Source organism: Syntrophaceae bacterium, assembly GCA_013177795.1.
Classification (GTDB): Bacteria; Desulfobacterota; Syntrophia; order Syntrophales; family UBA2192; genus UBA2192.
In genome coordinates, this window is the sequence record JABLXY010000003.1 from 338,940 (window position 1) to 350,883 (window position 11,944).

Here is an 11,944-nt window from a genome sequence, read left to right on the forward strand (position 1 = left end):
TGTTATCCGTATTTCCCCAGGCGCAACGCCTCGGCCATGTCCAGCCGGGCGATGCGGTACAGGACATCGGCCGTTTTCGTCTTGAACGAGGCCTCCGGCTGCGACTCCAGGCCCGAGAGGACCAGTTTCAGCCCCCGAAGCGTCAGGGAGGGCTCGTACTCCTCCAGGCGGTACGTGTCGATGTCGCGCAGGATCTGCTCCAGATGTGGCAGGGCGAGCTTGCCCTGCCTGGCCTCGATGAGCATCCGCGAGACGGCCAGCCGCCAGAGGATCCGGTCGCGGCCGGACGATGCCTGTTTCAGGTTGCGCTGCAGCGTCTCCAGGGCCTCCAGGAGGAGGCCCTGGCCGACGAGGGCCTCGGCCTCGGCGACCTCGCCGGCGATCCGGTCCTCGCCCGGGACGGCGCCGGGCGGGGCGTCGGTCCTTGCCTCCCCGGCGGGCCGGGCATGGAGGGCGATGCCCTTGAGCCAGTTGCGGGTCTCCGGGTTGGCGAAGGGCGTGCCGTCGGCGAAGGACAGATTTTCCAGGCCGGGAAGGCGGTAAAGCAGAAACGCCGTTTCCTGGCAGACGACCCCGTGCGCCTTCAGGTGCCGGTTGCCGAGGCGGGCCAGGGCCTCGGCAACCAGCCGGTTGAGGTCGAGCCAGAAGATGAACTGGGGCAGACGCCCCTCGGCGGCCTTCAGCAGGGCCTCGGCGTTGCCCGTGTTGCGCAGGTCGAAGAGCATCCGGGCGACCTCGCCCGTCGGCGCCGGGATCCGCGTCCGCCCGCCCGCGGCGGGCGGCAGGCTCTCCACGGAAAGCCAGAGGCTCTTGCGGTTGAGCCGGTAGACGAGCGGGTTGGCCGGGTCCTGCTGCCAGAGCCGGCCGGCGATCTCGCGCAGCCGCTGCAGGTGGCTCTCGAGTTCCCGCTGCGCGCCCTGGGGCGACCGGATTCCGGGTTCCGCCGCCGCCGGCGAGGGCGCCGCGTCCGGCACGGGACCGGCGGCGGGTACGGGCTCGGCCGGCTGCGGGGCAGCCCGGGCCTGCGGGGTCTCGGGCTCCGCTTTCTCCTCCTGCGGGCAGAGCGTGCAGAGCCACTCGCGGATCGCCGCAAGGGAGGGCGGCCCGTCGAGATGCCGGCGCATGAACTGCTCGAGCCGCCCCGTGTGCTCGGCCAGCTTCGCCGCCAGGGCCGCGGGGACGGGCGTCTGCGGCAGCTGACGAACGGCGGCCTCCGTCTTTTCCGCCCACCACTCCATGGCGCGCAGCCTGCCGCGCATCCGTTCCCTCGGCGGGTAGAGCTCCTCCCAGTACTTCCCCACGAGGTCCGTCAACAGCTTCACGCCGATGGCAAGGCCCTCGTGCTGCCGGGTGTAGACCAAGCCCACGGCGAGGTACCCCGCAACGACGAGGTCCTTGGACTTGTGGGCCAGGATGTCCGAGGCGAAGCGGACGACCTTCTCCCAGTTGACGCTGCCCGAGGCGCTCGGCGACGAGAGCTTGTCCACCTCGGCCTGCAGCTCCTCGAAGGCGGGGTCGTACCGGACATCGGAGCCGCAGGGCCTCTCGGCCGACACGGGCGCCTTGCCCAGCGACGAGAGGTCCATGGAGTGCTCGGGCCCGATCGTGTTGTTCCAGAGGCCCGCCGACGAGACGGACCAGAGCTGCACGAAGTCGGGGGGCGCGAGCGACCGCTTGAAGGCGGCCAGGCAGGCCTTCTCCAGCGTGCCGCCCATGAAGAGGGTGCTGGGGGCCTGCTTGAGGGCCTCCCGGAAGAGGTGGTGCCAGAGGCTCACCTGCAGGATCCTGTCGACGTAAGCCCCGCGGTCGAGGCTCACGAACATCTCGGCCCGGCCCGCCAGCGCGGCGGCCTTGCGGCCGAGCTGCCTGAGATCCAGGAAGGAGGCATAGGGGTCCAGGGGCGAGCCGATCTCGTTGAGGCTCTTGCGCCGCTCCGCGTGCTCCTGCCACGCGCCGGACGGCGGCCGGACGCCGGCGAGCTCCGCCTCGAGTTTCGCCACGTCATCGAAACGGTGCGTGGCCAGGTACTCGAGCTGGCACCAGGTGTTCTCGCAGGCGAAGGGAAGGAGGTCCCAGTGCTCCTCCCAGTCCCGCAGCGGCCCCGTGCCGATGAGGAAGAAGGGGTAGGGCCGGCCCACGCCGTCGCTGCTTTCGCGGATGACGCCGCAGACGAGGGCATCCCTGCCGGCGCCCTTTGACCAGAAGCGCCAGGAGCAGAACTCGGGCGCGGCGCCTGCCTCTGCGGTGAGCGCCTTGTAGCCACCGTCCACCCAGCTCTCGAACCCCTCAAAGAAGGGGCCGCCTTCGGCCAGCCGGATGAAGTCCTTGGCCGCGGGGTGCTTCCCCGCGGCGGCGAAACGCCAGGTCTGGATGGACACGACCGCGCTCATCGCCTGCCGATTCTCCCCGGGGCCTGCCCCGCTGGTGTCGTGATGGTCTGGATGACCGGCCCGCTGCCGAAGAACTGGTAGTGGACCTTGATCCACTTGATCCCGAGGCGGGCAAGGGCCGCCTTCTCACCGGGGAACTCGCCGGCCTGCAGGGTCCGCTGGCCGCCGCCGAAGCTCTTGAGGAACTCGGGGAACGCCTGCGGCCCCATGAAGCGTTTCGTGAGGACGAAGTCCGACACCTCGATCTGCAGGATCACGTCGCTGCACGCATCCGGCGACCAGCTGAAGGTCTTGTGCACGGGGTAGTTGTAATTCGCAATCGTCTGCATGCTCCCGCCGCAGTAAAGCTCCAGGCGCGTGCCGTGCGGCTGGATGCTCGCATCCCGGTTGGCCTCCGTCGGCAGGCCCCGGATGCCCACGGTGTAGGTGCTCTGCCTCGGCGAGGCCTGGGCCTTGGCCTGGACCTGGGCCCCCTTGTTCAGGTAGGCGAAGAGGGCCCTGTCCAGCGGGATCGTGGAGCCGAGGGCCTCCTTGGCGTGGTAGCCGCTTCGGGGGCTGCGGCTCAGAAACGGCGCGGCGGGACCCTTGACGAACTTCCAGACCAGGCCGTCCGTTCCCACGAGCAGCGCCGAGGCCTCGCGGGCGCTCATGCCCGCCACGGGCGCCAGCACCTGCTCGTTCCACTGGCTTTCAAGCTGGGCCGCCGTCTCCCGGCAGGCGTACGCCCAGAGGAAATCCAGAGGGCCCGCGATGAGACGGCCCACGGTCTCGTCGGGGGCCGCCCCGTCGCCGATCGCGCTCCGGACCTTGTCCAGGGCCGCGTAGCCGGCGTAGAAGGGCGACTTGCTCGCGACGGGGTCCTCGCCGAAGACCTGCGCGGTGAGCTGGTAGGCCTGGTTGCGCGAGGCCACGGCCGGCGCGATGGCCGCCAGCGATGCCTTGTAGACGCCGAAGGCCTGTGCCGCCGCCATCTGCTGCTCGAGCCTCTTCGCCGCCGCCTCGCGTCCGAGCTTCTGCTCCACCGCGGCCAGCAGCTGCCTTCCGCTCTCCGCGGCCCGGTTCAGGGTCCCGCTCGCCTCCTGGGCGAGTCCCTGGGCCCGGATGAGCTGAAACTGCAGGACCTGGGCGATCCAGGGCGGCGCGGTCCAGCCCGCGACCAGCGGTTCGAGCTCGACGGTGAGGCGGTTGAGGAAGACGAAGTAGGGGCCCCCGTCGAGGGCCATCCGCGCGGCCACCCGCTGCACGTCCCGGGGGTTCTTGAGGCGTGCGGCGCCGCCGGGGAAACCCTCGGCGAAGGATTTCCAGGCCTCGAAGGCCAGCGCGCGGTACTTCGCGTCGAACTCGGCCCGGCTCTTCGCCAGCTGCGGCGTCTCCGGCAGGGCCTCCTCCAGCTCCTTGAGGAAGCCGTCGATCGCCTGCCGGCCCTTGCCCGTGAAGCGCGGCGGCACCTGCCGCTCTCCCGCGAGGGCCTGGCCCGGCCCCCAGAACTCCTCGAGCGTCACCGGGGCGAGACCGGCCTCGAACTCCGCGAGCGCGAGCAGCCAGGACATCCCCGGTGCCCGCGCATGGAGCTGGCCGAGCATGACCTGCAGGGCGGCAATCTCCCGGCGGGTCTCGTCGGGGTCCGACCGCCAGGCCAGGTAGTGGAGGTGGATGTCACCGAGGGTCGCGTTGAGCTCCGGGCCGGCTCCCTGCCCGTCGCGGCCCGGGATGAGCCAGGCCGGCTGGGGTTTCTTCCGCATCGCCTCGAGACCGCCCCGCTCGAGCGAGGCCCGCAGCACGTTGATGCGGCGCGTCAGGTGGAGCATGAAGGGCGCGACCTGCTCGTCGGGCAGGCCCGGGGGAAGGGCGCGCAGGGCGTCCGTGAGCCTGCGGTCGAAGGGCTGCGCGAGGCCCTCGCGGACCAGGCCGCAGTAGCGGGCCTTGAGTTCCCGCTCCACGCGGAGGCTCTCGTGCAGGCCGAACCGCGGGATCCACCAGTTACGGTTCTGTTCCTCCACCCGCACCACCCCCTTGCGGACGGAATCCAGGGCCGCCGCGTCGGCTGCAAGGTCGCCCCGCAGCGCGGGCATCCGGGGGATCTCCACGGCGGTCTCGCTGATCGTCTGCAGGTTCTTGACGAAGGAGAAGCTCAGCAGGCCGCAGAGGGCCACGCACAGGACAACCCAGGCCGTCAGCCCCAGGTTTCCCGTCAGGGTCCTCCACTCCAGGGCGCGGCGGGTCGGCGTGGAGAGGTTGCGGTCCCGGGGCAGGACCTTCGCGAAGAAGTCGTGCAGGAACAGGCCCCGTGCCGTCCCGGGCAGGACCTCCCGGTCGTCGGCGACCCCCAGCTTGCGGGTGAAGGTCGACCAGGGGCTGCCCTCCTGGCGGCCGCTGGAGAAGAACAGGCCCCGCAGCACGGGGGTCTCCTGGTAGGGGTTGTGGCTGAAGAGCGTTTTCATGAACGCCTCGAGGCCCGGCTGCATGCCTTCGAACTCCTCGGGGTACAGGAGCAGGGCCGGGTCCGCCTGCTTCGACTGGAGCTGGTAGAGCAGCAGCAGGCGCATGTTGCGCAGGCGCTTGCCCACCGTCTTCATGGCGCTGTCCGTGAAGGCGGCGACGTCCGTCGAGAGGGTCTGGTTGACCATGCCCATGGGCTGGCGCAGGCTCCCCTCGGGCAGCTGGGCGCAGAAGCTGTTCATGCCCTGGATGAGGTCGCACTTCGTCACCAGCACGTAGACGGGGAACTTGACGCCGAGCACCCGCATCATCTCGTCGATGCGGCGCCGGACCGTCCGCGCCTCCTCCTCGATCGCCTCGCGGCCTGCGCCCACGAGCTTGTCGGCCGCCACGGTCACGATCAGGCCGTTGAGGGGCTCGCGCCGGCGGTACTTCACGAGCAGGGAGAGGAACCTCTGCCACTCGTCCCTGTCCGGCTCCCCGTTGACGGGGATCGTGTAGCGGCCGGCCGTGTCGACGACGATGGCGTTCTCCAGGAACCACCAGTCGCAGTTGCGGGTGCCCGAGACCCCCGCCGTCCGTCCGGTGTCGGTGAAGGGCGACGCGAGACGGGCGCTGCTCAGGGCGGTCGTCTTCCCCGAGCCGCTCTCGCCGACGACCATGTACCAGGGCAGGACGTACAGGGGATTTCCCCGCTTCTTCAGGTGGGAGGCGCGGAGGGTGTCGACCGCCTCCTTCCAGCGTTGCTGGAGCTCCCGCTGGTCGTCGCGCTCCTTGGCGCTCAGCGCCTGGAGGCGCGACTCGTCCTGCTCGATCACCTCCCGGACGAACCGCTGCTCGCGGCGGCGTTTCCAGACCTTCCAGGCCGCGACGCCCCCGATCGCCAGTCCCGCCAAGAGCAGCGCGAGGAAGAACCCGACCCACAGGGGCCAGCGCATCAGCAGCACCAGCCCGAGGACGAGCGTGATCGCCAGGGCGACGACGAAGACCGCGAGGACGACTTTCAGGATTTTCAGGATCCGCTCTTTCATCCGTATGACACCGCCCGCAGGAAATTCTCGCCCACATGGCCGAGGATGAAGAAGTACATCATGAACAGGAGGCCGAACAGCGCGGCCGGCCCGGCGACACAGGCCACGGTGATCCAGGACCAGCGCGGCGGCCGCTTGCGGGTGCCCGGGTCCACCGAACCGGCGGGCCACGCCTCGGGGAACAGTTCCACCCGTTCGAGGGACGGGATGCCCAGGGAGCTCCCCATGAGCAGCTTGAGGCTCGAGGTCTTGAGCTGCTCGAGGGCGTACTCGTCGCTGTGGTGGCGGCCCTTGAACCCCAGGGCGAGGCACAGGTAGTAGATTTCGCGGACCTCGCGCTGGTGGGCGCCCAGGGCGCCCAGGCGTTCGTAGAACGTCTCGCCGGCGTCCGTCGTGCGGTAGTGGACGCGCTGGAGCTGCTCGCGCAGCCAGAGGTCCCTCTCCCGCCACGGCGAGGCGAGGATCGCCTCGTCGATCCAGGCGAAGACGGCGAAGCGCGCCTGGTCGTAATCCTCCTGGGGCACGAGGCCCTTCTTCAGGTTTTCCTCGCTCGCGGCGACGAGCCGCTGGATGTCCCCCCGGACCCGCTCGAAGGACGGCTGGCGGCTCTCGACGGAGCGCAGGAAATAGGTGACGTAGGCGATGAGGTCGATGAAGCAGTCGCTCAGGTGCATGGTTACGCTCTCCCCACAACCATCAGTTCCGCGTCCAGGTCATCGGGCGCGCTGGCCCAGTACAGGGCCACGTTGCGGTTCTTCATCACCGACTCCCACAGCTCGCTGCGGTGCTGGACGGCGAAGTACAGGGTGTTGGAGCGCCAGGGCAGCTCCTTGGGCGTCTGGAGCTGGTGCTCGAGGCCGATGCCCGGCAGGGCCCGCGCGACGATGACGCGCAGGTCCTCCCGCGAGCCGAGCTTCACGACCGTCCTGACGGCCTGCAGGACGTCCTGCGGGTTCGACTCGGTCCGCAGCGCGAGGTAGAAGCGGTTGCGCCCCTCGAAGAGCGCGGGCCGCAGGTCGGCGGCCCAGTGGGCCCCGTCCCGGGTGAGGCGGATGATGTACTCCGGGCCCGCGGTGATCTCGTCGAGCAGGCTCGAGAGGAGGTCCTGCAGGGCCGCGTAGCATCCCCAGAGGTCCCGGTGGTTGTACGGTGGGACCATCCGGCGGCCGTCGCTCCACTCGCCCAGGGCGTTGACGTGCTCGGAGAAGGACGACAGCTCGCCGACGAGCTGCCGCAGCGCGCCGTAGGCGGCCCAGGGGTGCACGTCGCGGGTTTCCGTGAAGTGGTGCAGCAGCGGCACGGCGCGGTTGATCGACCGCAGGGCCAGGACGTAGACCATGTCGCGCGAGCCGAACTCGGCCGAGTGGATGCCGCGCCGCTTCTTGTACTCCTCGAGCTGGCGGCCGCGGGCGGTCAGCTGGTCGCGGATCTCGCCGATGAGCTTCATGAGCGGCTCCGACGACGCCAGCGTCAGGCACGGGGGGCTGTAGTCTTCCGACAGGCGCACCTCGGCGCCGGACCGCACCAGCTGCGCCAGCGGCAGCAGGACGTAGCCGCCCGCCTCGGCGATTTCGTGCTCCCAGAGCAGCTTCAGGACGTAATGAAGCCTCCGGACGCGGCCCTCGGGGCCCCCCGCGTGCAGGTCGGCGATCACCTCGGGGTCGGTCGTCGCCGCGAACCGGGTCGTCACGCCGGAGACGTCCTCCAGGGTCTCGACGACCGTCACGTTCTCACCCGCCTCGTTCCACGCCTTGAGGGCGAGCCAGACGTTGAGGGGGCCGGCCCAGGACTCGTCGAAGGATCGCGCCGGGAGCACGGCGTTGCCGGGCAGCTCGACCCAAGTCCCGTCGGGGAACAGGAACGAGCCCCGGTGCACGTCGAGAATCCGGTTGGGCAGGGCCGAGGCGCGGATCTCCAGCTGCGCCACCCCCCAGAGGTGAGGGGCCGCGTACCGGCCGTAGGGTGCAAGCAGCCCGCGGAGGGACTGCTCCTGGAGCTGGAAGTGCTGCGGCTGCAGGAAGAGCCCCTGCTGCCAGAAGAGAGGCCTCGCGACGCTCATGACTCGCCCCCCTTGAGGATGCGCAGCTCCTGGGGGCCGCAGAAGACGCTGATGTCCGTGCCCCCGGGTTTCTTGAAGAAGGGCATCCCCTTCAGGGGCAGGGGCATCGTCTTGACGGCGTCCTTCTTCTTGAATCCGTAGTAGCCGGCCACGATGGCGACGTGCCGGGTCCCCTCGGAGACCTCCATGGCGTCGTAGAGGTCGCGTCCGGGCTGGACCACGAGCCGCTTGGCGAAGTTCACGCTCGGGTCGAAGCGGCTGCACTCCATGAGCCTCGCCACCCCCTCCTTCTCCTCGAGGACCTGGTTGAATCCGTTGAGGTCCCGCAACTGGTAGGCGCACACGGTGAGGGCATGGGGGGCTCCCTGGTAGAGGTTGAGCTGCCGGTCGCCGCGGAAGTGCACGTTGATCCCCCCCTCGATGTAGGGGGACATGGCGGCGCGGCCGCCGGTGGCGGCGCACGAGGCAACCAGGCTCATCAGCGCCAGGATGACAATCGGCAACAGGGTCTTTTTCATCGGGTTTTCCTCACAAGGGTGTCAGCTGAGCGGGTTTTCCCTCAGCAGCTTCAAGACCACGAGGTACATGCTGCGGTTGCGGCAGTTGAACCGGAACTCGCACTCCTTCAGGTGCAGGTAGAAGGTCGACCCGGGCACGCCGCGGAATTTCGCGAGCCGCCTCCGGGCGTACCGGCGGAAACTCCGGATGCCGTCGGCCCTCCCGTCGGCCCCCCGATGGCCGTCCTTCGCGTCGGTCTCGTCGCCGAGGCCGCCGTATCCGCGCCAGGCGTCGGGGCGCAGGATGTCGGCCGGCCCGCCGCCGTGACCCGATGGGCCGTCGCCTTCCAGGACGAAGCCTGCGCTGACGCGCCCGCCGCGCTCGAAGATCCCGATGACGGGGATTCGCCCGCGTCGGCCGCCGCTGCTGCAGGTTCCGCCCGCGCCGGTCCCGCCGGTCGGGAAGGCCTCCTCGCAGTGCTCCGCGATGCGCTCACGGATCCGCAGCAGGTAGCGGTTGACGGTGTTGCGGTTCAGGCGGGTCAGGGCGGCGATCTTGTGGGCATCGAGGTCGAGCGCGAAGTACCGGACCAGCTCCCGGAACTTGGCCTCGGAGATTTTCGAACGCTTCGCGTATCGGTTCGCTGTTGACATGATTGGCTTTTCCGGGATTTGCACGCTTTCCTGTTGGTCCAGTTCCGCAGTGCGGCCATGAAAACGGAAAAGGCCGGGCGAGTCAATCGCGCCCCGGTATGATTTTAGGGTACGAAGAAAGTATGAGCGGGACTAATGCTTCGTGATGAGAGGGGGTGGGGAACTTTTTCGGTTCGCTCTCGTCTAAGGGATCAGAGGCGGACAAAAGCCCATCATCATCTGCAGGAGGAGATCATGCACATCGTGTTCCTGTTGCTTGCGGCTCTTTGCTTCGGGTTCCCCGCTGCGGCGCCCGCCGCTGTGGGCAGCGCGGTTGACGTCAGCATTGTCACCGACGGCGGCCGGCCCCTCCCCCTCTACCCGCACGCGGGCTCGCAGGCCGTGAAAAAGGCCTACGCCGAGGCGGTGAAGGGGGATCACTACCGCATTGTGGTCCGGAACAACCTCAACCGGCGGGTCGGGGTGGTGGTGGCCGTCGACGGGCGCAACATCATCTCGGGGCAGCAATCGTGGCTGAAGCACACCGAGCGGATGTACATCCTCGAGCCTTACGCCGTCAACGAGTACTCGGGCTGGCGCACGGCGCAGGACCGGGTCCACCGCTTCTACTTCACCGACGCGCCCGACTCCTATGCCGCCGCCTTCGGCGATCAATCCGCCATGGGGGTCATCGCCGTTGCCGTCTATCCGGAGGTCCAGCGGCAAAAGAGACCGCACGATCTCTCCGCCGCGGCCCCCGGGGCCCGCCCGCAGGCCGACGCGGAGGCGAAGGCCTCGGCGCGGGTCGAGGCATCGCCCGGCACAGGTTGGGGCAGGGAGGAGTACTCCCCCTCGCGCGTCGTCCGCTTCGAGCCCGAGAGCAAGGCCGTCGAGACGGTCCTGATCAAGTACGAGTGGCGGGAGACCCTGTGCCGCGCGGGCGTCATCGCCTGCGGGCAGACCTACGGGCGCATCCCCAACCGTCTCTGGGACGATACCGGCTATGCCCCCCCGCCGGTGCGGCGGTGAAACCTGTTGGAATGGAATATCGGGGAATCAAGCGAGCGAAGGGACCGGGGCGGTGGACGGCAGGCCCACCGCCCCGGCGGGATTTTCTTCATCGTGAGCGAAGTTTCCCGGTGACTTCCGTTTCGGTTCCTTGGGCGTGCAGTCCGAGGCCCCGCTCGCTACGGTTTCGGGATCCCGCTCGGCCAGAAATTCTGCCCCGCACCGGCGCTGATCAGCTTCGGCGTGACGGGCACCGGCGCAGGCGGGGGCGCCCCGGGCGGCAGCGTGAGCAGGCCCGTGATCGTCGGCAGCAGCTCCTTGATGGAGACATAGTAGAGGGCCTGCGGCTGACCCGCCTGCGGAATGGCCGAGAAGTACACCTTCTCATCCTTGTCCGAGTAGCCCACGCCCGTGACGTACGCGACGGGCAGCTGCATGGTGAAGGGTGCACCCCAGTTGCCGTCGGTGCCCATCGCCCGCATCCGGATGCCGACCAGGTCCGGGTAGCGCACGGCGCTGGCCAGCAGGTCGCCCGCGTGGGAGACCGCCGGGAGGGTTTCGTGGAGGTCCTGCGTCACAACCGCGGCAGGCAGATAGGGATTGAGTTGGCCGCTGGGCACCGCCGCCGCGACGCTGGTCCAGAACAGCTTGTAGGAGCCGTCGGTCATTTCCCGGGAATAGACGATCCTGCCGCCGCCGGCGAAGTAGTCATGGCCGCCGTCGCTGGAAGCCCCCGCATTGGGGATCGGAGTGGGATTCGTGCCGCCGGCCGTCATCCGGTAGATGCCGCGGCTCGCTCCCCCTGCCGCATAGTACGCGATGGACTGCCCGTCGGGCGACCACCGGGGAGTCGTGCTGGGGGGGCCCGACGGGTTGAGCATCGTGAACCCCGAGCCGTCGATCTTCGAGCGGCAGATCACCCCTACCTCGACATGAGGCCCCACGGGGGTCACCCGGACAAAGACCAGGTCCTTGCCGTCGTTGGACACGTCGGGCCGGAAATAGTAGCTGCCTGCCGGCATGCTGATCGGCGTCAGGTCGTCTCCGTCGTCCTTGATCTTGTAAATGCTGTTGCCTTTCACGAAGGCCAGCTCGCTGGCGCAACCGGCGAGGAAGACGAGGCTCAGCAGAGCCGCCCCAAAGATGCCCTTTCTCATGGCTCCTCCTTTCCTGTTGGTTGAAGTCCCTGTTGCTGCTGCCCAGGAACATGGACCGATCCGGCCGGCCTGGGCCGGCCTATCCGGCAAGGGTTGCCCGGGAGCCTTTCCCGGCCGGTCATCACCGGGTTTCCGGCCGGGTGCGTTCAGGGGTTGAAGATGGTTGGTTGTGGTGTAAAAGGTTGATCTAGCTTTGGAGGATAACGGGTCAACGAACAATTCGTTGCATTTGTTGAATAGGTAGCAGAAACGGCCCGCCGGTGCAAGTGTCTTGTCATTGCGGACACGCCGAGTTCAGTGCCTGCCCTTCCCCTTGCCTTTACCGCCCGGGCCGTCGTAAAGATCCTGGCTGCGCTTCAGCGCGTGAAACTCCTTCGAGCCGGGCTTGATGCCGAGGCTCTTGGCGATCACGCCCCAGCCCTTGCCCCTCGAGGACTTGTATTCCCGGAGCACCCGGTCGTAGGGTCTGCCGGACATCTCCCCGAGACGGAACACGATGTAGGCGTCGGCCGGGCTCGCGACGTTGCCGATGACCGCCGAGATCTCGGCATCGCCGATCCGGAACCGGGCCGCAAGCCTTGCGCGGAAGCCCGAGGGGTCCGACTGGGCCCGGATGTTGAAGTCGTTGACCCAGGCGAAGTCCTGCGCCGCCTGTGCCGATGCGGCACACAGCATGAACAGAAAAACGGCAAAGACGATCGTTCGTTTCATAAAACCCTCCTGTATGTGC

General features: G+C 68.8%; 9 protein-coding genes. 1 reads left to right on the top strand and 8 read right to left on the bottom strand.

Annotation, left to right across the window (positions count from 1 at the left end):
- Positions 1-2: 2 nt before the first annotated feature.
- From tssA to HPY67_11490, 6 genes are read right to left on the bottom strand one after another with little or no spacing between them, the layout of a single operon-like run.
- A complete protein-coding gene (tssA, locus tag HPY67_11465) occupies positions 3-2,390 on the bottom strand; it encodes a type VI secretion system protein TssA (protein NPV05339.1) in 2,388 nt (795 codons plus the stop codon).
- Positions 2,387-5,860, bottom strand: coding sequence for a type VI secretion system protein ImpL (locus HPY67_11470; protein ID NPV05340.1), 3,474 nt, complete (start codon positions 5,858-5,860; stop codon positions 2,387-2,389). Before HPY67_11470 ends, tssA begins: the two co-directional genes overlap by 4 nt.
- A complete protein-coding gene (locus tag HPY67_11475; protein NPV05341.1) occupies positions 5,857-6,534 on the bottom strand; it encodes a DotU family type IV/VI secretion system protein in 678 nt (225 codons plus the stop codon). The genes HPY67_11470 and HPY67_11475 overlap by 4 nt, the downstream gene beginning before the upstream one ends.
- 2 nt (positions 6,535-6,536) lie before the next feature.
- Positions 6,537-7,919 carry a type VI secretion system baseplate subunit TssK gene (tssK, locus tag HPY67_11480; GenBank protein NPV05342.1) on the bottom strand — a complete coding sequence of 461 codons (1,383 nt, stop codon included), beginning with the start codon at positions 7,917-7,919 and terminating at the stop codon, positions 6,537-6,539.
- On the bottom strand, positions 7,916-8,437 hold the full coding sequence (locus tag HPY67_11485) for a type VI secretion system lipoprotein TssJ (GenBank protein NPV05343.1): 522 nt from the start codon (positions 8,435-8,437) through the stop codon (positions 7,916-7,918). The genes tssK and HPY67_11485 overlap by 4 nt, the downstream gene beginning before the upstream one ends.
- 21 nt (positions 8,438-8,458) lie before the next feature.
- On the bottom strand, positions 8,459-9,070 hold the full coding sequence (locus tag HPY67_11490; GenBank protein ID NPV05344.1) for an IS1595 family transposase: 612 nt from the start codon (positions 9,068-9,070) through the stop codon (positions 8,459-8,461).
- A gap of 234 nt (positions 9,071-9,304) precedes the next feature.
- On the opposite strand from HPY67_11490, the gene HPY67_11495 reads away from it, so the two are divergent.
- A complete protein-coding gene (locus tag HPY67_11495) occupies positions 9,305-10,078 on the top strand; it encodes a hypothetical protein (GenBank protein NPV05345.1) in 774 nt (257 codons plus the stop codon).
- Positions 10,079-10,236: 158 nt separating this feature from the next.
- On the opposite strand, the gene HPY67_11500 is transcribed toward HPY67_11495, so the two are convergent.
- On the bottom strand, positions 10,237-11,214 hold the full coding sequence (locus tag HPY67_11500; GenBank protein NPV05346.1) for a hypothetical protein: 978 nt from the start codon (positions 11,212-11,214) through the stop codon (positions 10,237-10,239).
- Positions 11,215-11,508: 294 nt separating this feature from the next.
- The gene (locus HPY67_11505) at positions 11,509-11,925 is read right to left on the bottom strand and encodes a hypothetical protein (GenBank protein NPV05347.1); all 417 of its coding nucleotides are present in this window, start codon (positions 11,923-11,925) and stop codon (positions 11,509-11,511) included.
- Positions 11,926-11,944 lie beyond the last annotated feature (19 nt).

What these genes read in the sequence shown, in the direction of transcription:
- HPY67_11495 (NPV05345.1), top strand. Translation starts at nt 9,305, where the DNA reads ATGCACATCGTGTTCCTGTTGCTTGCGGCTCTTTGCTTCGGGTTCCCC.
- HPY67_11470 (NPV05340.1), bottom strand. Translation starts at nt 5,860, where the DNA reads ATGAAAGAGCGGATCCTGAAAATCCTGAAAGTCGTCCTCGCGGTCTTC.
- HPY67_11475 (NPV05341.1), bottom strand. Translation starts at nt 6,534, where the DNA reads ATGCACCTGAGCGACTGCTTCATCGACCTCATCGCCTACGTCACCTAT.
- HPY67_11500 (NPV05346.1), bottom strand. Translation starts at nt 11,214, where the DNA reads ATGAGAAAGGGCATCTTTGGGGCGGCTCTGCTGAGCCTCGTCTTCCTC.
- HPY67_11485 (NPV05343.1), bottom strand. Translation starts at nt 8,437, where the DNA reads ATGAAAAAGACCCTGTTGCCGATTGTCATCCTGGCGCTGATGAGCCTG.
- HPY67_11490 (NPV05344.1), bottom strand. Translation starts at nt 9,070, where the DNA reads ATGTCAACAGCGAACCGATACGCGAAGCGTTCGAAAATCTCCGAGGCC.
- HPY67_11505 (NPV05347.1), bottom strand. Translation starts at nt 11,925, where the DNA reads ATGAAACGAACGATCGTCTTTGCCGTTTTTCTGTTCATGCTGTGTGCC.
- tssK (NPV05342.1), bottom strand. Translation starts at nt 7,919, where the DNA reads ATGAGCGTCGCGAGGCCTCTCTTCTGGCAGCAGGGGCTCTTCCTGCAG.
- tssA (NPV05339.1), bottom strand. Translation starts at nt 2,390, where the DNA reads ATGAGCGCGGTCGTGTCCATCCAGACCTGGCGTTTCGCCGCCGCGGGG.